The sequence below is a fragment of the Exiguobacterium aurantiacum DSM 6208 genome (genome assembly GCF_000702585.1).
GTDB classification, from domain to species: Bacteria; Bacillota; Bacilli; order Exiguobacteriales; family Exiguobacteriaceae; genus Exiguobacterium; species Exiguobacterium aurantiacum.
On sequence record NZ_JNIQ01000001.1, the window covers coordinates 2,219,517 to 2,239,821 of the forward strand.

23 protein-coding genes are annotated in these 20,305 nt (G+C 55.3%); 1 reads left to right on the forward strand and 22 read right to left on the reverse strand.

Annotated elements, in window-relative coordinates; genetic code table 11:
* Positions 1-50: 50 nt before the first annotated feature.
* From P398_RS0111740 to smc, 13 genes are all read right to left on the reverse strand, one after another.
* Positions 51-326, reverse strand: coding sequence for an EscU/YscU/HrcU family type III secretion system export apparatus switch protein (locus P398_RS0111740; protein WP_024370088.1), 276 nt, complete (start codon positions 324-326; stop codon positions 51-53).
* Positions 323-1,165, reverse strand: coding sequence for a hypothetical protein (locus P398_RS0111745; RefSeq protein ID WP_024370087.1), 843 nt, complete (start codon positions 1,163-1,165; stop codon positions 323-325). The genes P398_RS0111740 and P398_RS0111745 overlap by 4 nt, the downstream gene beginning before the upstream one ends.
* A 13-nt stretch (positions 1,166-1,178) precedes the next feature.
* On the reverse strand, positions 1,179-1,931 hold the full coding sequence (locus P398_RS0111750) for a ribonuclease HII (protein ID WP_029335406.1): 753 nt from the start codon (positions 1,929-1,931) through the stop codon (positions 1,179-1,181).
* Between the two features lie 41 nt (positions 1,932-1,972).
* Positions 1,973-2,833, reverse strand: coding sequence for a ribosome biogenesis GTPase YlqF (gene ylqF / locus P398_RS0111755; protein ID WP_029335408.1), 861 nt, complete (start codon positions 2,831-2,833; stop codon positions 1,973-1,975).
* 12 nt (positions 2,834-2,845) lie between these two features.
* A complete protein-coding gene (lepB, locus tag P398_RS0111760) occupies positions 2,846-3,391 on the reverse strand; it encodes a signal peptidase I (RefSeq protein WP_024370084.1) in 546 nt (181 codons plus the stop codon).
* Positions 3,392-3,470: 79 nt separating this feature from the next.
* Positions 3,471-3,824: a 50S ribosomal protein L19 gene (gene rplS / locus P398_RS0111765; RefSeq protein ID WP_024370083.1), complete on the reverse strand. Its 354-nt coding sequence runs from the start codon at positions 3,822-3,824 to the stop codon at positions 3,471-3,473.
* Between the two features lie 114 nt (positions 3,825-3,938).
* Positions 3,939-4,655 (reverse strand): tRNA (guanosine(37)-N1)-methyltransferase TrmD, encoded by a 717-nt coding sequence (gene trmD, locus P398_RS0111770; protein WP_024370082.1) that lies wholly within the window; start codon positions 4,653-4,655, stop codon positions 3,939-3,941.
* A complete protein-coding gene (rimM, locus tag P398_RS0111775; protein ID WP_024370081.1) occupies positions 4,645-5,160 on the reverse strand; it encodes a ribosome maturation factor RimM in 516 nt (171 codons plus the stop codon). Before rimM ends, trmD begins: the two co-directional genes overlap by 11 nt.
* Before the next feature lie 52 nt (positions 5,161-5,212).
* The gene (gene rpsP, locus P398_RS0111780; RefSeq protein WP_015881366.1) at positions 5,213-5,488 is read right to left on the reverse strand and encodes a 30S ribosomal protein S16; all 276 of its coding nucleotides are present in this window, start codon (positions 5,486-5,488) and stop codon (positions 5,213-5,215) included.
* Positions 5,489-5,569: 81 nt separating this feature from the next.
* A complete protein-coding gene (ffh, locus tag P398_RS0111785; RefSeq protein ID WP_024370080.1) occupies positions 5,570-6,910 on the reverse strand; it encodes a signal recognition particle protein in 1,341 nt (446 codons plus the stop codon).
* 11 nt (positions 6,911-6,921) lie between these two features.
* Entirely contained in the window at positions 6,922-7,245 is a 324-nt protein-coding gene (locus tag P398_RS0111790; protein WP_024370079.1) for a putative DNA-binding protein, read from the reverse strand.
* A gap of 96 nt (positions 7,246-7,341) precedes the next feature.
* Complete coding sequence (ftsY, locus tag P398_RS0111795) at positions 7,342-8,343, reverse strand: signal recognition particle-docking protein FtsY (RefSeq protein WP_024370078.1); 1,002 nt, start codon at positions 8,341-8,343, stop codon at positions 7,342-7,344.
* Positions 8,340-11,897: a chromosome segregation protein SMC gene (gene smc, locus P398_RS0111800; protein WP_029335412.1), complete on the reverse strand. Its 3,558-nt coding sequence runs from the start codon at positions 11,895-11,897 to the stop codon at positions 8,340-8,342. The genes ftsY and smc overlap by 4 nt, the downstream gene beginning before the upstream one ends.
* Positions 11,898-12,012: 115 nt before the next feature.
* On the opposite strand from smc, the gene P398_RS0111805 reads away from it, so the two are divergent.
* Complete coding sequence (locus tag P398_RS0111805; protein WP_024370076.1) at positions 12,013-12,207, forward strand: DUF1128 family protein; 195 nt, start codon at positions 12,013-12,015, stop codon at positions 12,205-12,207.
* A 35-nt stretch (positions 12,208-12,242) separates the two neighbouring features.
* Here the strand turns inward: P398_RS0111805 and rnc are convergent, their stop codons facing one another.
* The 9 genes from rnc to sdaAB form a co-directional block, all read right to left on the reverse strand.
* Positions 12,243-13,022: a ribonuclease III gene (gene rnc / locus P398_RS0111810; protein ID WP_024370075.1), complete on the reverse strand. Its 780-nt coding sequence runs from the start codon at positions 13,020-13,022 to the stop codon at positions 12,243-12,245.
* 56 nt (positions 13,023-13,078) lie between these two features.
* The gene (acpP, locus tag P398_RS0111815; RefSeq protein ID WP_024370074.1) at positions 13,079-13,318 is read right to left on the reverse strand and encodes an acyl carrier protein; all 240 of its coding nucleotides are present in this window, start codon (positions 13,316-13,318) and stop codon (positions 13,079-13,081) included.
* A 58-nt stretch (positions 13,319-13,376) separates the two neighbouring features.
* Complete coding sequence (gene fabG, locus P398_RS0111820; protein WP_024370073.1) at positions 13,377-14,117, reverse strand: 3-oxoacyl-[acyl-carrier-protein] reductase; 741 nt, start codon at positions 14,115-14,117, stop codon at positions 13,377-13,379.
* The gene (gene fabD, locus P398_RS0111825; RefSeq protein WP_029335414.1) at positions 14,110-15,030 is read right to left on the reverse strand and encodes an ACP S-malonyltransferase; all 921 of its coding nucleotides are present in this window, start codon (positions 15,028-15,030) and stop codon (positions 14,110-14,112) included. The genes fabG and fabD overlap by 8 nt, the downstream gene beginning before the upstream one ends.
* A gap of 18 nt (positions 15,031-15,048) precedes the next feature.
* Entirely contained in the window at positions 15,049-16,041 is a 993-nt protein-coding gene (plsX, locus tag P398_RS0111830; RefSeq protein ID WP_024370071.1) for a phosphate acyltransferase PlsX, read from the reverse strand.
* Positions 16,038-16,607, reverse strand: a complete 570-nt coding sequence (gene fapR, locus P398_RS0111835) for a transcription factor FapR (RefSeq protein WP_024370070.1) — start codon at positions 16,605-16,607, stop codon at positions 16,038-16,040. The genes plsX and fapR overlap by 4 nt, the downstream gene beginning before the upstream one ends.
* Positions 16,608-16,692: 85 nt before the next feature.
* The gene (gene recG, locus P398_RS0111840; protein ID WP_029335415.1) at positions 16,693-18,723 is read right to left on the reverse strand and encodes an ATP-dependent DNA helicase RecG; all 2,031 of its coding nucleotides are present in this window, start codon (positions 18,721-18,723) and stop codon (positions 16,693-16,695) included.
* Complete coding sequence (gene sdaAA / locus P398_RS0111845; RefSeq protein WP_024370068.1) at positions 18,710-19,597, reverse strand: L-serine ammonia-lyase, iron-sulfur-dependent, subunit alpha; 888 nt, start codon at positions 19,595-19,597, stop codon at positions 18,710-18,712. The genes recG and sdaAA overlap by 14 nt, the downstream gene beginning before the upstream one ends.
* A 12-nt stretch (positions 19,598-19,609) precedes the next feature.
* Positions 19,610-20,272, reverse strand: coding sequence for an L-serine ammonia-lyase, iron-sulfur-dependent subunit beta (gene sdaAB / locus P398_RS0111850; RefSeq protein WP_024370067.1), 663 nt, complete (start codon positions 20,270-20,272; stop codon positions 19,610-19,612).
* Positions 20,273-20,305: the final 33 nt, after the last annotated feature.

The following is a 20,305-nucleotide window of genomic DNA, read 5'->3' on the forward strand; positions in this document are numbered from 1 at the left end:
GAAAGCGCTGTCTATCGTTCTTGCTTTAACTTTTCATCTTTTTTTCACATCTACCTGTAGACATCTTTGATTTTGTCCTGTTCCATCTGATAAAGAAACACAAAGAGCTCGGCGATGACTTGATATAAGTCGTCAGGGATGTGCTCTTCAATGTGCAACGCACCGAGCAGAGACAAGAGGGCCGGGTCCTCATGGATCGGGACACCGTTCGCTTGCGCGAGCGCGAGCATCCGCTCAGCGACGAGTCCGCCGCCTTTGGCGACGACGCGCGGGGATTCCATTGATTGCTCATACGATAAGGCGATCGCTTGTTTTCGTTCCGTCATATGCGTCGGTCCACCTTTCCGAGCGGTGCGAACACTTCCGGCACCGACTCCACTTTCTCCTCGAAGACAAATCGGGCAAGCTCGTAGCCGTTCGACTTGAGCGCCGCGACGAGCACTGGCTCATAGGCGTGAACGAACGGCGAAAGATCGTGTCGCTCATTGAACACTTTGATCGTGATATGTCGCTTTTGTACGAGCAAGTCGATGCCGGTTTCCCCGAAGCGTGGAGTCTCCAAGAACAAGACGATGCGGGCATGGTCGGAATCGACAATGTCGCGTTTCGGGGCCTCGAGCCGAAAACGAACTTGTTCGAATGGACCTAAGTGCGGTATGTGAAATGATTGAGCGACAAACGGCGGCGTCTGCACCGCGTTAAACGTCTCCTGCGCCTTGACGAACTGTTCGAACTTCGCATCCCCTTTCACTTTGAACAAATCGCCGACCAACTGTTTCAAGTCGGCCCCGGCCCCGCTCTCGAGCAACTTTTGCCCTTGCGCTTTGAGCGGTTCCGGTGTATCGAACGGTTGTCTGGCGAGGCGAGCGAGCTCGGAGGTGAGCAGGGCGAGCGGTGAACGGACGGGTTGTCCGTCCGGCGCTTGCGGCACGACTTTTAAGACGAGCTTCGGTTCGAGGTCGGTGACGACCATCTTATATGTCACGTTCTCTTTGACGTCGGCATTCACCCCGACACGAAACAGCCCTTGCGGCAGCTGCATGACCGCTTCATTGCCGGGCAACAGTTGTAGCACCCGACCGACGACCGTGTTGCCGATGAGCAACGGCCGTGAGGTTTGTTCGGTGACTTTGAACGGCATGACCCCTTGGTGGTCGATCCGCATCCGGCTCCCTCCTTCACATATGTTTGATCGGGGCGAACGACTTCCGGTGAATCGGTGTGACCCCGTGTTCCGCAAGCCCCGTCAAGTGATCTTTCGTCCCGTAGCCCGCGTTTCGCTCAAAACCGTAACCGGGATACAAGACGGCATAGTCTTCCATCATCTTGTCACGCATGACTTTGGCGACGACGCTCGCCGCCGCGATCGAGACGCTCAACGTGTCTCCTTTGACGAGCGACGTCTGCTTCGTGTCGATGTCGAGTGTCATCGCATCGACTAACAACGCGTCGACGCCGTCGAGTTGACGGACCGCCTCCATCATCGCGAGCTTCGTCGCTTCATAAATGTTGATTTGATCAATCGTCGCCGCGTCGACGATCCCGACGCCGACGACCGCTTGCTCGAGTATTTCCGTGCACGCCCGTTCTCGTGCCGATTTCGTCATCTGCTTCGAATCGTTGAGGCCGGGACTATAAAATCCTTCCGGTAAAATGACCGCTGCCGCGACGACCGGCCCGGCGAGCGGTCCTCGGCCGACCTCATCGACGCCGGCAACAAGGGCGTACCCGTCTGCCCGAAGCGCCGCTTCATGCGCGGACCGGCGGACAAAGTCGTCTAAAAGTGCCCGTTCGGCCTCGAACCGACGCTCACGTTGCCGCAGGAGCGCCTGGACCCCGGTCCGCGGGTCATTACCTAGCTCGCGCTTCACGTCTTCCCACTCCTCATATCGGACGGTCTGAAGCCGTTGTTTAATCTGTTGAATCGTCACAATATGCCTCCTATCCAAAAAAGCCCTGTTTGCACAGGGCTTCACGCCATCTCGTGGTCGTCCGGTGTCTCAAGAGAGATCCGGCCGATCTTTTCGTGACGCAATTCATTTAACAACAATTCGCTCGCTTTCTCAAAGTCGACGTAGCCGCCGCTGATGAGACCGCGTTTCTTGCCAATCTGTTCAAGCAGTTCGACCGCATCCTCCGGCAACTCATCCAGTTTGAAGCGGTCCTTCAACTGTTCCGGGTACCGCGCCCGGAGCTCGCGCGCCGTGTACAGGGCGATATCGTCCAAGTTCAAGATTTCGTCCTTGATCGCTCCTGTCGCCGCCAGACGATAGCCGACGAGCTGGTCCTCGAACTTCGGCCACAAAATCCCCGGTGTATCGAGCAGCTCCATCTCGCCGCCTTTCATTTTGATCCATTGCTGGCGCTTCGTCACACCCGGGCGGTCACCCGTGATGGCGATGTTGCGCCCGGCGAGGCGGTTGATGAGCGTCGACTTCCCGACGTTCGGGATACCGATGATGAGAGCACGGATTGGGCCAGGGTTACGGCCTTTCTCACGCATCCGGTCGTGCTTCTCTTTCATGAGCTTCTCGGCACCCGTCATGAGCTGCTTCAAGCCTTTGCTGTGCTTCGAGTCGACGGCGACGACTTCGACGTCGTCACGCTTGAACGCTTTGAGCCAAGCGTCCGTCACGACAGGGTCGGCCATGTCGGCTTTATTGAGCACGATGAGACGCGGCTTGCCCGCCGTGATCTCATCGACGATCGGGTTTCGGCTCGACTGTGGGACGCGTGCATCGACGAGTTCGATGACGACATCGATCAGCTTGATCTTTTCTGTTACTTGTCTTCTTGCTTTGGCCATGTGGCCAGGAAACCATTGAATTGCCAAAAAAACACCACCTTATTCTTCTACCGTCCCGAAGTCGTCTAGCGGCCAGAACACGAAGTTCGTTTTGCCGACGACATCCTCTTTCGAGACGAGACCGATTTCTCGGCTATCTTTCGAGTTTTGTCGATTGTCCCCCATGACGAAGTAATGACCGTCTGGGACGACCGACTCGCCCGTCACTTGTTCGAGCGTAAAGTTCTCGGTGAGCGGGAACCCGTTCATTTGGGCGCGGAAGTCATCCAAGTAAGGCTCCCCGACCGCCTCTCCGTTCAAATAGAGCGTATCGTCACGATATTCAAGCGTGTCGCCAGGGATGGCGATGACGCGTTTGATGTAATCTTTCGATTCGGTCGCATGGAAGACGATGATGTCCCCGCGATCGAGCTCTCCGATATAGTTCGAGATTTTACTGACGATCATGCGATCGGCATTTTGGAGCGTCGGCATCATCGATTCTCCTTCGACGATGACAGGTACAAAGATGAACGTTCGGATCACGAACGCGATGACGAGCGCTACAACGATCGCCTTAATCCAACTGAACACTTCTTTCAACATGCCTCACTCCTCTATCCGTTTGAACTTATTGTACTAGAAAAAAAGAAGCTTGTCGCAAGCGACAAGCTTAATCCCCATCTTAACGACGGATTTCTTTAATACGTGCTGCTTTACCGCGAAGGTTGCGGAGGTAGTAAAGTTTCGCACGGCGGACTTTACCGTAACGAACGACTTCGATTTGCGCGACACGTGGTGAGTGAAGCGGGAATGCACGCTCAACACCTACGCCGTAAGAGATCTTACGGACTGTGAATGTTTCGCTGATGCCGCCACCTTTACGCTTGATGACTACGCCTTCGAACATCTGGATACGCTCACGCGTTCCCTCTACGACTTTAACGTGGACACGTACTGTGTCACCAGGACGGAAAGCAGGTACGTCCGATTTGAATTGTTCTTCTGTGATTTCACGGAACAGTTTTTGTGTGTTCATGAATGTATTCTCCTTTTTCTTCAATGTTCATATCTTCATATGCCCAGGCATCCAATAGCGGAACATCGGTAATCGGCGGGGTTAACCCACATGCTCAAACATAGCATAAATTGTTCAATCGCGCAACGACTCGAGAAACTTTTTATCGGTTTCAGTCAGCCCGGCTTGCTCGAGCAGCTCGGGACGGCGTCGATGCGTGCGCAACAGCGATTGCTCGCGGCGCCACGTCTCGATTTTCGCATGATTGCCCGACAACAGCACGTCCGGCACTTTGAGGCCGCGGAAGTCGGCAGGACGCGTGTAATGCGGGTATTCGAGCAGTCCGGTCGAGAACGAGTCGTCCTCATGGCTCGCCTGGGCCCCTAACACATCAGGCAACAGACGGACCGTCGCATCGATCATGACCATTGCCGCGAGTTCACCTCCGGTCAAGACGAAGTCCCCGATCGACACTTCGTCTGTCGCGAGTTCGTCATGGATCCGTTGGTCGAACCCTTCGTAGTGGCCACATAGGAAGATGAGATGCTCTTCCCGGGCCCACTCTTCAGCGACACGTTGGGTGAACGGTCGGCCCGTAGGCGTCGTGACGATGACACGAGGCCGCGTCTTCTCGATCGCATCGTATGCGTCGAAGATCGGCTGAGGGGTGAGCAGCATGCCCGCTCCCCCGCCGTACGGATAGTCATCGACTTTCTGGTGCTTGTTCGTCGAATAGTCACGGAAGTTGATGTAGTTCACTTCTAGCTGTCCGAGCGTGCGCGCCCGTCCGACGATCGAATGGTCGAGCGGGGCGAACATCTCGGGGAAAAGTGTCAAGACATCAATCTTCATCGTCAATCATTCCCGGAATCGGGGTGATGATGACACGCTTGGCATCCACGTCGATCTCACTGACGACCGACTCGATGTACGGGATGAGCGCGTCCGGTTTATTAGGGCGCTTGATGACCCAGACGTCGTTCGCGCCTGTCTCGAAGATGTCATCGATGACGCCGATGACGTCCCCGTCGACGACGGCCTCGCAGCCGATGATCTCGTGGTAATAAAACTCATGTTCCGGAAGCTCATGCACATGCTCGGCATGGACGTACAGCTTCATTCCTTTATACTTCTCGACGAGGTTGATGTTCTCGAACCCTTTGAACGTGACGAGATGGAACTGTTTGTGCGGACGATACGTCGTCACTTCAAACGGCATCTTCTTACCATCGACATCGAGATAGAGCGTCGTGCCTTTTTTAAAGCGCTCCTCGGGGAAATCGGTGGCGGCGAGCACTTTCAGCTCACCTTTTAATCCGTGCGTGTTGGCAATCTTTCCAACGTATAACCAATCCATTGTATCCCTCCTCACAAAAATAGGCCGACCCCATAAAAGGTCGGCCACAGCATTACTTCGCGTTTTTCGCGTTGTGGAATTTCTCCATGATCCCTGCTTTAGAGAACAAGTTACGAACTGTGTCAGATGGCTTAGCGCCGTCTGCCAACCATTTGAGAGCGAGTTCTTCGTTGATGCGAACTTCTGCTTCAGGTTTTGCAACCGGGTTGTAGTGTCCTACTTGCTCGATGAAACGGCCATCACGTGGTGAACGTGAATCAGCGACAACGATCCGGTAGAAAGGTGATTTTTTTGCGCCCATGCGCTTGAGACGAATTTTAACTGCCATGGTAATATACCTCCATCATGTGTTTAAGAATTGACAACTTTAATAGTATACTGCTTTTTTGTCCGACTGACAAAAGTTTTATTAGAAGAACGGAAGACCGAGGCCTTTTTTCTTCCCTTTCATTTGTCCTGACATCTGCTTCATCAGCTTCTTCATGTCGTCGAACTGTTTGATGAGGCGGTTCACTTCCTGGATGGAGCGACCGCTTCCTTTTGCGATTCGCTTACGACGACTCGCGTTGAGCACTTCTGGATGCGCGCGCTCATGCTTCGTCATCGAGCGGATGATCGCTTCGACGTGATCGAGTTGTTTCTCGTCGATTTGGACGTTCTTCAACCCTTTCATCTTACCTGCACCAGGTAACATCGAAAGTAACTCATCAATCGGGCCCATGTTTTTCACTTGACCCAATTGCTCGATAAAATCATCGAACGTGAATGATGCATCGCGCATTTTGCTCTCGAGCTCTTTGGCGGCATCTTGGTCCATCTGTGACTCGGCTTTTTCAATGAGCGTGAGCACGTCACCCATTCCGAGAATCCGTGACGCCATGCGTTCCGGATGGAAAGGTTCGAGGGCATCCAACTTTTCACCGAGACCGACGAATTTGATCGGCGCTCCCGTGACTGCCTTAATTGAAAGGGCTGCCCCACCACGTGTGTCTCCGTCGAGCTTTGTGAGCACGACCCCGGTGATCCCGAGCAACTCATTGAAGCTGTCGGCCACGTTGACCGCATCTTGTCCCGTCATCGCATCGACGACGAGGAAGATTTCATTTGGTTTGGCGATCGCTTTCACGTTTTCGAGCTCACCCATGAGCGTCTCGTCAATGTGAAGGCGACCAGCCGTATCTATCAACACGAAATCGTGATGATTTGTTTTGGCGTGCTCGAGTGCTTTCGTCACGATCTCTTCCGGTTTCACTTGGTCGCCAAGTGAGAACACCGGTAGATCGAGCTGTTTGCCGAGCGTCTCGAGCTGCTTGATGGCCGCGGGGCGATAAATATCGGCCGCGACGAGAAGCGGACTCCGGTTATGCTTTTTGCGAATCAAGTTCGCTAGCTTGCCGGTCGTCGTCGTCTTACCCGCACCTTGTAATCCGACCATCATGACGACCGTCGGCGGTTTCGAGCTAAAGGTGATCGGGACGACATCGCTACCCATCAAAGTCGTTAACTCTTCGTGAACGATTTTGACGACTTGTTGTCCTGGCGTCAACGATTTCATGACGTCTTGGCCGATGGCCCGTTCTTTCACGTCGTTGACGAACTGTTTGACGACTTTGAAGTTGACATCGGCTTCAAGGAGCGCGAGGCGAACTTCACGCATCATCTCTTTGACATCAGCCTCGGAGATTTTTCCTTTGCCGCGCATCTTCGCAAGTGACGCCTGCAATCGTTCTGATAATCCTTCAAATGCCATGCTTCAGCCCCCTACTCTAAATTCTCAAGCGCCGAAATCGTCTCCGTCGCGTCGGGCGAAAGCTCGACTTGACGTTTGAGCGTCTGGAGCAGAAGTTGGCGCTGTTCGTATTTCGTGAACAAGCCTAATTTCTCCTCGTACTGCTCGAGCATCGTTTCAGTACGCTTTATGTTATCGTAGACCGCTTGACGGCTGACTTCGAACTCTTCCGCAATCTCTCCGAGCGAAAAGTCATCTAGGTAATAAAGAGACATATAGTTGCGCTGTTTCGGCGTGAGAAGCGCTTGATAAAAATCGAACAAATAGTTCATTCGATTCGTTTTTTCGAGCGACATCCGTTCCACCTCCACATGTTAAGTGAAATCCCTTTACAACTACCAATAGTACAGCCGTCCTAACCTCTTGTCAAGTTTTTTTCTTAACAGTGAAAGTTAGGCGAGGTCATCGTTTCGTTGTTCTTTTTCTTCAAATACGTCGCCGAATAGTCCGAGCACGAACTGTTCCGGGTCGAACGGTTGTAAATCATCAATCTTCTCGCCGAGACCGACGTATTTGACCGGGATATCGAGCTCGTTTCGGATTGCGAGCACGATGCCGCCTTTGGCCGTCCCGTCGAGTTTCGTCAAGACGATTCCGCTCACGTTCGTCGCTTCTTGGAACGCTTTCGCTTGCATCATCGCGTTCTGCCCCGTCGTCGCGTCAAGTGCAAGGAGCACCTCGTGCGGTCCGTTCGGGACTTCCCGTTCGATGACACGCTTCACTTTCTCAAGTTCTTTCATCAAGTTGACCTTGTTTTGAAGACGGCCCGCCGTGTCACAGATGAGGACGTCGACCCCGCGCGACTTCGCCGCCTGGACGGCATCGAAGACGACAGCGGCCGGATCAGACCCTTCCGCCTGCCGGATGACCGGGACGCCGGCCCGTTCGCCCCATACTTGGAGTTGGTCGATCGCCCCGGCCCGGAACGTGTCGCCTGCCGCGAGCATGACCGAACGCCCTTCAGATTTTAATTGATGGGCGAGCTTCCCGATCGTCGTCGTTTTCCCGACCCCGTTCACGCCGACGAACAAGATGACGGTCAACCCGTCTTGCATGTTCAACTCCCGTTCCGCCTCGTCTTCTTGAAGTCGTTTTGCCACGACTTCGACGAGCGCGTCACGGACGCTCTCAGGGTCCCGTAAGTTGCGGCGCTTCACTTCCTCTTTTAAATCTTCGACGAGGTCCATCGTCGTCGTCACACCGACGTCCGCTTGGATGAGCAAGTCTTCGAGTTCGTCGAAGAAATCCTCATCGACTTCTCGGAAGCGGTAGACGAGATCGTTGACGGCGCTCGCGAACCCGTCGCGCGTCTTCGTCAATCCGTCCGTAAATTTTTGGGACACTTCTTGTGTCGAGGTCGTCAATTTATCTTTTAATTTTTTAAAAAAACTCAAGTCAATTCCTCCATCTCTTGTTCCGTCTCGACGACGCGCTTCGCTTCGGCCAACTCGACCGAAAGCACCTCGGAGACCCCGTTTTGTTGCATCGTCACACCGTACAGCATGTCAGCCGCCTCCATCGTCCCTTTGCGGTGGGTGATGATGACGAACTGGGTGTCGATCGACAGCGTCCGCACATACTCGCCGAAGCGATGGACGTTCGCCTCGTCGAGTGCCGCCTCGACTTCATCGAGGACACAAAACGGTACCGGGCGCGTCTTCAAGATGGCAAATAGTAAGGCAATCGCCGTCAGTGCCCGCTCCCCGCCTGACAACAGGCTGAGCGTCTGCAATTTCTTCCCTGGCGGTTTCGCTACGATATCGATTCCCGTATTGAGAAGATCGCCATCGTCAGTCAATTTCAAATCGGCCTCACCGCCACCGAACAGCTCTTTGAACGTCTGTTTGAAGTGGTTCCGGACCGACGTGTACGTCTCATTGAACAGGCGCGTCACTTCGCGGTCCATCTCCGAGATGATCTCGTACAAGTCTTCTTTGGCGCTCACGAGGTCATCGCGTTGCTCCGATAAGAACGTGAAACGTTCGTTGACGATGTCGAACTCTTCAATCGCGTTCACGTTCACCGGCCCGATCTCCTCGATTTGACGGACGAGCAGCTTGAACTCCTCGCGCGCTTCGTCGAGCGGCAAATCGAGCGCCGGAAGGAGCTCAAAGACGAGTCCCCGTTCCTCGAGCGCGTCGAGCTTCCACTGCCGTTTCAACTCGAGCTCATTCAGCATCGTCTCGGCTTTCCGTACTTCCGCGTCGAGGCGACGCAATAGGTCTGATGCCTGTTGCTCCCGTTGACGAAGGATGCGATGCGACTCTTCTTGCGCCTTCAGTCCGATCGTCTCCTTGTCGAGCTGTCGTTTGAGCGTCTCCATTTGCATCGTGGCCGCCTCATGGCTGACACGCAATTCGGCCGATGAGATGACTTTCCCGCTCGCGAGACGGCCGAGCTCGGCCTCGATCTGCCCGAGCCGGGTGACGAGTTTCAGACGTTCATCTTCTAGCCGCTCGGCTTCGGCCTCGACCCGTTCCACTTCGAGCGTGTGCCGCTGTCGGTCGAGCTCGTTTTGACGCAGCGTCTCACGCAGTTCATCGGTCGTTTCGGCACCTCTTGCCTGTTCGACACGAAGCGATTCGAGTTCTTTCCGGAGCGCCTTCTCTTTCGTCGAGGTCGTCGCGATTTCTTCGGCGAGACGAGCGAGTTCTGCTGTCGACGACTCAATCGTCTTCGTATAACGATTCATCTCGTGGTCAAACAGTTCTAGCTGTGCCTTTGCGTCTTGACTGACGCGTTCAAGTTCACGATACGCCGCCTCACGTTCTCGAAGAGCGGTCTCGTTGTTTCGTTTCTCCGCCCGCAACGTCTGCAGTTCCGTCTCCAGGCGTCCGAGTGCCTCCGTATACTCGGTCACGCGCAACTGTTGCTCGTGAAGCATGGCGAGCCCTTGCGTGAGACCTTGTTTCAAATCATCGAGTTCACGTGACTGGGTGAACAAGGCGACCCCTTGTTTCCGGCTCCCACCGGTCATCGAACCGCCGACGTTGACGATGTCACCGTCTAACGTGACGATCCGGTAACGATATCCGGTCGTCTGGGCGATCCGGTTCGCGACTTCAAGCGTCTTGGCGACGATGACCGCCCCGAGAAGCGATCGTTTCAACTTTTCATACGTCGCTTCCGTCGAGACGAGGTCGGATGCGACCCCGATGAACCCGTCCATCGCTTCAAGCCGATGGACGACTTCAGACGGGACGAAACGCTCCTTGACGGTCGTCATCGGAACGAACGTCGCCCGGCCGGCACTCGCCCTCCGCAGCTTGTCGATCTCGCGGCGCCCGACCGACTCATCTGTGACGACGATATGTTGTTGCGTCTGACCGAGCGCCGTCTCGATGGCGGCCTCGTATGTCGGGAGCACCTGGATCAGTTCCGCCACGGCACCGAGCACACCGGGACCGCGGTCTTTCAAGACGAATTTGACCGCATGGAAGTATCCCTCATACGATTGTTTCATCCGTTCAAGCATGTCGATCCGGTCTTCGGTCTTTTGGCGGCGCCGGTCAAGGTCATGATACGACTGTTCCGCCCGCGTCAATTTGTCACGCAGCGTTGCCGCCTCGGCCGTCAACTCGTCTTCACGCTCGAGCAGTTGCTGCCACGTGGCACGTGACGCGTCGAGGCGTGCTCGTTCGCTGTCGAGCGCTTCCGTCTGCTCCGACCGGACGTCCAGACGATCTTTGTTTTCCCGCAACAACCGTTCCGTCGCTTCTTTTGCCTGTTCGATATCCCGCTCTTCGCGCTTCTGTTGATTCGTGAGCGTCGCACGCGTCGTCGCGAGCTCGAACGCCTCGCTCTGGAGCGAGTCGATTTCCGCGTCGAAATCACGCGATGCGGCCTCGAGCTTTTTGTCGAGTTCGCTTCGCGCCGACTCGACCGTTTCGAGCGCCGCACGTTTTGATGCCAAGTCAGTCCGTGCCGCCTGGAGCCGAGCATCTAACTGCTCCAGTTCGCCTGACGACTCTTCTTGTTGCCGTTCGAGACGTTCCTTCGTCTCGGCACCGTGTTCTTCACGAGCTTTCGCCAAATTGATCTCACCGACGAGCCGTTCGAGCTCGGTCGCTTGCGTCCGCTCTTGTTGATGGAGCGCCTCGAGCTCTTCCCGTTTGTTTACGAGCGTCGTCTCGAGCTCGGTCCGTTCGCCGACGATCGCCTCGAGCACGGTGTTTTGTCTCGCCTTTTCGCCCGTCGCCGTCTCGAGCCCGGTGCGGCTAGCGGCCAAGTTTTCACCGAGCTCGGCAATCTCGGCTCCGAGTATGCCCGTCTCGAGCTCATCGTGACGGGCTTTCGCGACTTGGTACTCTCGTGCGAGCGCAGCTTGCTCACGGAGCGGTTCGACCCGGTCGGCCAGCTCATACAAAATGTCGTCGACTCGGGATAAGTTCAATTCTGTATCTTGGAGCTTGCGTTCGGCTTGCTTTTTACGTTGCCGATACTTCAAGACGCCTGCCGCTTCTTCGATGACAGCACGGCGATCTTCCGGTTTCCCGGAGATGACTTGTTCGACGCGGCCTTGTCCGATAATCGCGAACGCGTCGCGGGACAGACCCGTATCCATGAACAAATCGATAACATCTTTTAACCGGCATGGTTTTTTGTTCATGAAATAGTCGCTATCGCCGCTGCGTGACACGCGTCGGGTCACGCTCACTTCTTCATACGGCAGCCGTAAATGCGCATCCGTGTTATCGAGGACGAGCGTCACTTCGGCTACGTTCCGATGGTTCTCGCCTTCACTGCCGGCAAAGATGACATCTTCCATTTTGGCGCCTCGGAGCGATTTGGCCGACTGCTCACCGAGCACCCAGCGCACCGCATCCGATATATTTGATTTTCCGCTACCGTTCGGCCCAACCACGGCGGTGACACCGGGGCGGAAATCTAGTTCAATCCGCTTGGCAAACGATTTAAAGCCAGCGAGTTCGATTCGTTTTAAGTGCATCGTGACCATCCTATCCTCAGTAAGCATTCATTCGTTTATTTTACCACAGTTGACAGTTCGTCAAAATGCTAGAATCATGCTATTCTTAAAAGAACTGTAGAAAGGGGTACGACACATGACGAACGAACAAATGATCGAGGAAATTCTCGACAAAATGAACATCATCAATCGCGGCGCCATCAAAGCCGAAGAATATAACCGCGCCGACGCCACCGCCGTGAAAGAGATTTATGACTACGTGATGAACCGATCATCATTGTCGATTTCTGAAGTCGACGGCATCGTCGAAGAACTCGGACAATTGACGTAACGAAAAAGAGTGGACCAACTTCGGTCCACTCTTTTTTATAGGTCGGCGTAGCGACGGTTGAACTCGATCAACGCCTCTTTCGCCGCGATTTGCTCGGCTTCTTTCTTCGAACGTCCGATCCCTTCCCCGACGATATCGTCCGACAGACGGGCGTGAGCGACGAACTCCCGGCTATGGGCCGGACCTCGCTCTTCGATGATCGTGTACGCCACCGGGCCAAGCCCTTCTCGTTGCACGCTCTCTTGGAGCTGACTCTTATAGTCTGTCTGCTCTTCAAACACACCGGCCAAGACTTTCGGAAAAACCGCTTCGGCGAGGAACTGTTCGACTGGTTCGATCCCTTGGTCGAGATAGAGCGCCCCGATGTACGATTCAAACACATCAGCGAGCAAGGCCGGGCGCTTGCGTCCCCCGGTCAACTCTTCTCCTTTTCCAAGCAAGATGAACTCAGAGAAAGCGTAAGCTTCTGCAAAGTTCACGAGCGAAGGCTCACAAACGATGGCCGCCCGTAACTTCGTTAATTCCCCCTCGGAGCGCTCCGGATACGTCTCATACAAGAAGCGGGACACTGTCAACTCGAGCACCGCATCTCCTAGAAACTCTAACCGCTCGTTGTCTTTTTTCAGACCGCGTTGTTCATTGACGTAAGAAGAATGCGTGAACGCCTGCATCAACAGTTCTTTGTTCGTAAACTGTACAGCGAGTCGTTCTTCGAGTCCCGTGAACTGTTCGATGATTCGGGCCCGTTCCAATTCATTTCGTCGACGGCGTTGCGCCGATCCTTGACGGTCAAACCGTCGTTTATCCTTTGTCATAGTTCCCTCCAAATAGAAGCATGCCCACCGCTCAAAACGAGCGGTGGGAAGCTGGATTACAATTTAGTTTCGATGTATGCGACAACGTCGCCAACTGTCGCGAGTTTCTCTGCATCTTCGTCTTCGATCGTGATGTCGAACTTGTCTTCGAGGTCCATGACCATTTCCATCACTTCGAGCGAGTCAGCGCCGAGGTCGTCTTTGAATGATTTGTCGGCTGTGATTTCAGATACGTCTTTCCCGAGCTTTTCTGCCACTGCTGCTTGTACGTCTACTAAAATTTGTTCTTTTGTCATGATTAAATCCCTCCAGATTAAAGTATATAAAATGTGTTGTGATTGGTAAAGTTCTGTTTTACGCCATCGTCATGCCGCCGTCGACGGCGATCGTCTGCCCGGTGACATACGCGGCTTGATCGGAAGCAAGGAATGAGACGAGGTTGGCCACGTCTTCGACTTGTCCGAAACGGTTGAACGGAATTTGTCCGAGCGTCGCTTCCCGCTGTGCTTCCGTGAGCGCATCGGTCATATCGGTCTGGATGAAGCCCGGACAAACGGCGTTCACGGTGACGTGACGACCCGCGAGCTCGCGCGCCACCGATTTCGTCAAGCCGATGAGGCCTGCTTTCGCCGCCGCATAGTTCGCTTGGCCCGCGTTCCCCGTGATCCCGACGACCGAGGCGATGTTGATGATGCGTCCTGACGTCGACTTGAGGAGCGGTCGCGTCACGGCCTGTGACGTCAAAAACGCACCTTTCAAGTTCGTCGATAAAACGGCATCAAAATCATTCTCTTTCATCCGCATGAGCAGGCCGTCACGTGTGATGCCGGCGTTGTTCACGAGACAATCGACGCGACCGAACGTGTCGAGCGCCGCCTTGACGAGTGTCTTCACGTCTTCGGCGTTCGAGACGTCAGCTTGGACGGCAATAGCTTCTCCGCCCGCTTCTTCGATCGCGGTGACGACCGCGTTCGCTTTCTCAACACTACCCGAGTAATTTACGACGACCCGAAAGCCGTCTTCCCCTAAACGCTTCGCGATGGCGGCCCCGATCCCGCGGGACGCGCCGGTCACGATTGCAACATGGTCATGCACGAACTTCTCCTCCTAACGATGCCACTTCTTCTAACGTCGTCGCTTGCTTGATCGTCACATTCTTGTCGATCCGCTTGATCAGACCCGAAAGCGGTGACGCCGGGCCGAACTCGATGAACGTATCGACACCTGCGTCGATCGCTTTGCGGACGCAATACTCGAAACGGACAGACGCATACAGCTGCTCGGTAAGGAGCGCTTTCAGCTTGTCCGGGTCCGTGTGCACGTCGGCATCGACGTTCGAGATGATCCCGACCGAGGCCGGTTTGAACGGTGACGAGGCAAGCACGTCTTTGAACCGCGTCGCAGCCGGCATCATGTACGAGCTATGGAACGGTCCCGACACGTCGAGCGGTAACACACGCTTCGCGCCGGCTTGTTTCAATTCCGTCTCCGCCTGTTTGACGGCATCGACATGTCCCGAGATGACGAATTGGCCCGGACAGTTATAGTTGGCGATTTGTACAAGGTTACCGCTAGCACTGATTTTCTCTGTCACATGGAACGCTTCAGCGACATCGGTCATCCCGATGACCGCCGCCATCGTTCCGTCTTTCACCTCTGACATGAGTTTACCGCGCTCACGGACGAGCACGCTCGCTTCTTCGAGGTCGATGACGCCCGCGATGACGAGTGCCGCATACTCCCCGACGCTATGCCCGATGACGACGTCCGGTGTCGCACCCGTCTCACCGTAAGCGAGAGCGAGCGACGCCGCATGCGCCACGATGGCAGGTTGCGCCACTTCCGTCTGTTGCAAGTCTTCTTTCGACCCGGCCGCCATCACGTCGAGTAAATCAAACCCGAGGCGACGACCGATCGTTTGTAGCGTTTCAGGATTGTTTAAGAACGTTTGGCCCATGCCGACGGCTTGTGACCCTTGTCCTGGAAATACCCATGCTGTCTTCCCCATGTACTCACCTTCTTTACGTTAGTCTGTCGTTTCTTTCGCTTGCTTGATTTTCGTGACGACGTCATGCTCGACCATGATTTTCGCTTGTTTGAGCGCGCTCATGATGGCAAGGGCGTCACTTGACCCGTGTGCTTTAATGACAGGGGCGTTAATGCCGAACAGGCCGGCCCCGCCATGTTCACGGTAATCTAATGTTTGTTTTAATTTCTGTAACTTTGGCTTTAAGACGAGAGCGGCAAGCTTCGAGACAAGGTCACTCGTGAACTGTTCTTTCAACATTTTCATGAGCATCGAGGATGAGCCCTCGACCCCTTTCAACAAGATGTTACCGGCGAACCCTTCGGTCACGATGACATCGACATCTCCTGACATCGCCTCACGGGCCTCGACGTTGCCGACGAAGTGGACCGGTGCCTGTTCAAGGAGGGGGAACGCTTCTTTTGTTAGCGCATTTCCTTTTCCTGCCTCGGTCCCGATGTTGAGAAGCGCCACACGCGGTCGTTTGACGCCGCGAACATGCTCCGCATAGAGTGAGCCCATGATCGCATAGTCGACCAAATGTTCAGCCTTCGCGTCAGGATTCGCCCCGACGTCTAAGACGACGACACCGCTACCCGTATATGTAGGGAACGTTGGCGAAAGTGCTGGCCGCTCGATTCCAGGAATCCGACCGATGACGAACAACGAGACCGCCATGAGCGCCCCGGTGTTCCCGGCCGACACGAGCGCGTCAGCCTTCCCGTCTTTGACGAGCTGGGCCGCCACGACGAGCGAGCTGTCCTTTTTACGGCGTACCGCCCGGACCGGCTCGTCTTCCCCGGTGATGATTTCACTCGCCGGGACGATCGTGATCCGCGGATCGGTCAGTCCGTAAGAGGCAAGTTTCACCGCGTCCCCGACTAAAAATAATTCCATCTGGTCGTTCGGGAAGCGGTCGACGAATTGCTTGACACCTTCCACGATCGCTTTCGGGGCATGATCCCCACCCATTGCATCGATTGCTAACTTCATGCTTGTTCCTCCTCACCGCGACGATAAATCGTAAAGTCTCCGCTAAAGACACACTCATCGCCGACATAACTATCCACTGTGACGTCTGTCCGTCCGTCCCGACGCAGTTTGATCACACGAGCCTTGGCAACGACTCGCTCACCGAGATGGACTTGGCGACTGAAGCGGATTTCCGCTTTAGTGGTCAACGCCAATTCATCATTGATGAGCGCCACCGCTAACGAGTTGGCCTGGGCGAACAATACGTGCCCACGGGCGATTTCGTTGCGGCTAAAGACGTGTTCTCTCTCAATGTCGAGAACCGAGATGGCCGATTCGTCGAGTTTCAAGTCAATCATATCACCGATGACCTCGCTCATCGCGAGCGACTTCACTTCATCAAGGTGCTCTGAAGCAACATGCTTGATCCGTTCTCTCACCTCTGGAATTTTGAGCTCCATCCGATCAAGTCGAATCGTTTGAATGCTGACGGCGAACTGTTTCGACAGCTCGTCATCTTTAATGAACGGGTTTTGTTCAATCGTTTCTTGCAGCAAACGTTGCCGCTCTTTCTTAGGTACCCGCATTCAGTTCCCTCCTAAACTCTATGCTAAAGAACTTAATACCTGGTACTAATAGTAGTATATATTCTTTAGATTTTATTTTCAACCGTTATTCTAACCTTTCCCCGACGAGCAAGTCGAGCCGCTTCAAATAGTGACGAAGCGGCGCGTATGCCTCGTCATGCCAAAACGTCTCACTGCCGAGCAACCGGACGGCGTCTTGCATCGCCACTTCCATCACTTTTAAATCGAGCACCGGGTCGGCGACACGGAAACTCGGCAGCCCGCTTTGGGCCGTACCGAAGAAATCACCGGCCCCGCGGAGCTCAAGGTCTTTCTCAGCCAAGACAAAGCCATCGTTCGTCTCCGTCATCGTCTTCAAGCGCAACTTACCGACGTCCGACTTCGGGTCCCCGACTAACAGGCAATAAGACTGATGCGCACCACGCCCGACCCGTCCTCTTAATTGGTGCAATTGGGCGAGCCCGAACCGCTCGGCGTCATGAATGATGATGAGCGAGGCGTTCGGCACGTTCACTCCGACCTCGACGACCGTCGTCGAGACGAGGATTTGTAGCGCGTTCTCTGAGAACGACTTCATGACCTCGTCTTTTTCGGCACTTGATAGCTTCCCGTGCATGAGACCGACCGCATACTGTCGGAAGCGTTCATTTAATAATTCATACAAAGCGGTCGCATTTTCCACCTCGAGCGTATCTGACTCCTCGATGAGCGGCGCGATGACGTACGCCTGGCGACCGAGCGCAAGTTCGCGCTCGACCATCGCGTGGACACGGTCGATTTGGTCAGGCTTCGCCCAGTACGTCTCGATCGGCTTGCGTCCGGCCGGCATCTCATCGATCGTCGACACATCCATTTCCCCGAACGCGCTAATGGCGAGCGTGCGGGGGATCGGTGTCGCCGTCATATAAAGGACGTCGGCGAGGTCCGCCTTGTCACGAAGCATCTTCCGTTGTTCGACCCCGAACCGGTGCTGTTCATCGGTGATGGCCAAGTGCAGGCTTGAAAATTCGACCGGTCCTTGGATCAGGGCGTGTGTACCGACGATGATGTCGACGTCCCCCGCTTTGATGGCCGCGAGCAATTCCGTCCGCGCTTTTCCTTTCACCGAGCTCGTCAGCAACGCGACGCGCATGCCGTACGGCTCGAACAACGCTTGGAGCGAGGTGACGTGCTGTTCGGCCAAAATTTCCGTCGGGACCATCAGTGCCCCTTGGTAGCCGGCGCGTACTGTCGCATACAAGGCGATCGCGGCAACGACGGTCTTCCCGCTCCCGACATCCCCTTGCAACAATCGGTTCATTCGTTCGGGCTTCTCTAAATCGTCGACAATCTCGCGAATGACTCTCGTTTGGGCCCCTGTGAGCGGAAAAGCGAGCCGTTTGACGAACTCGTTCAGTTGCTGTTTGTCGAGGCTGAGTGCTCGCCCTTTCCCCGAGCGCTCCATTTTGCGAAACGCCTGCAACTTCAGTTGATAAAGCAGACACTCCTCGTACACGTAGCTGCGGCGGGCTTGTTTATAAGCGTCGACCGATTCCGGGAAATGCATTCCTTTCAGCATCGACGCTCGGTCTTGCAACCGATAACGTTCGCGGATCGATTCCGGTAACCGGTCATCAAACGTCGGCGTCTGGTCGAACGCGAGCTTGACGATACGGCTGAAGTTTTTTTGGGTCAGACCGGACCGCAATGAATAAATCGGCTGCAACCCGTCCGACAGCTCTCCGAACTCGAGGTCGGTCGCGCTGATGGTCATCCGGTTCATATCCCATTTACCTTTGACCGTCACGGTCGAGCCGAGGGTGAGCTTGTCTTTGTAAAACGCCCGATTGAACATCGTCACGTGGACGACGTAGCGCTCTTCGAGCAACAGTCGGAACTGCAGGCGATTTTTCCCTTTGCTGTAATAGCGGACGAGCGGCTCGGCCTGAACGGTCCCGCTCCATTTGACGAGGTCGCCATGGACGGCCGTCGTCACTGTCCCGCTATTATAATTCTCATAACGAAACGGGACGTGCTCTAGCACGTCCTCGATTCGTTCGAGACCCATCGCCTCTAATTTTTTGGCCATCTCCGGCCCGACCCCTTTGAGCGTCGTCAGCGACTCACTTTTCAACATTTTCTTTCGCTCCGAAGATGTTTTTCTCGAGACGACGTGCCGTCGGCGTGTTGGCGAGCCCCCCGCGCGCCGTCTCTTTGAGCGCTGTCGGCATCATTTGGCCGATCTCATGCATCGCCGAGATGACCTCGTCGCAAGGAATGCGCGACGTGATGCCCGCGAGCGCCATGTCGGCCGCGACGACCGCGTTGGCGCCACCCATGGCGTTTCGTTTCACGCAAGGCACTTCCACGAGTCCCGCGACCGGGTCACAGACGAGCCCGAGCATGTTTTTCAACGCGATGGCGAAAGCCGTCGCCGACTGCTCCGGCGTCCCACCGGCTGCTTCGACGATCGCGGCCGCCGCCATCCCGGTCGCTGACCCGACTTCGGCTTGACAGCCTCCGGCCGCACCCGAAATCGAGGCGTTGTTCGCCACGACGAACCCGAACGCTCCCGAGGTGAACAAGTAACGGACCATCGCCTCGCGGTCCATCTCGAGACGATCTTTCACCGCGAAGAGCGTCCCTGGCACGACGCCAGCGCTCCCTGCCGTCGGCGTCGCACAAATCCGCCCCATCGCCGCGTTCACTTCATTCGTCCCGATCGCTTTGGCGACCGCGTCTAAAATCAGATCGCCGGCGAGCGACTTCCCGGACCGAACGTAGTCCTGCATGAGCACCGCATCGTTGCCGGTGAGTCCGGTGACAGATGTCACACCTTGCAGCGCCCGTTCGACCGCTTCTTCCATCACTTCTAAGTTCCGCTCCATCATCCCGAACACATCTTCACGTGTCGAGCGTCTGACGTGCACTTCTTGCTCGATCATAATTTCTGAGATCGGGACCCCTCGTTCCGTAGCCGACCGGACCAATTCTTCTACTGATTTAAACATAGTCGATTCTCCTTATTCTCCAAAGATGGCTACCCGCTCAATTTGAGGTAACCGCTCAATCTCCGCTAACACGTCTTTTGATAAATGTTCATCGATCTCGATCGCCATGAGCGCTTGTTTGCCTTTCTCGTGACGGCTCACTTCCATGTGGCCAATGTTCAACTCGTGCTTGGCGAGAATGCCCGTCACGGCCGCGATCGCCCCGAAGCGATCATGATGCAAGACGACGAGTGCCGGACCGCCGCCAGACAACTTGAGCGGAAAACCGTTCAATTCGGTAATCTCAATCGTCCCGCCGCCGATGGAAATCCCGACGATTTCAAACGTCCCATCCGCGTCTTCTAAATGGACCCGCGCCGTGTTCGGATGGTCCGTGAGCGCATCGCTCGTCTCGAAGACGACGTCGATGCCTCGTTCTTTGGCGATGTCGAGCGCCTGCGGGATGCGCAGGTCGAACGTGTCAAACCCCATGATCCCGCCGACGATGGCGACGTCGGTCCCGTGGCCACGGTACGTGTCCGCGAAACTGCCGTAAAACGTGATCCGAGCGAGACGCGGCTGACGTCCGAACAGTTTGCCGGCCATGAGACCGATGCGCGCCGCTCCAGCCGTATGCGAGCTCGACGGTCCGACCATGACCGGACCGATAATATCAAACACACTGCGATATTTCATCGCATTTCCCCCTTTCAAAAAAAACCTACCTTC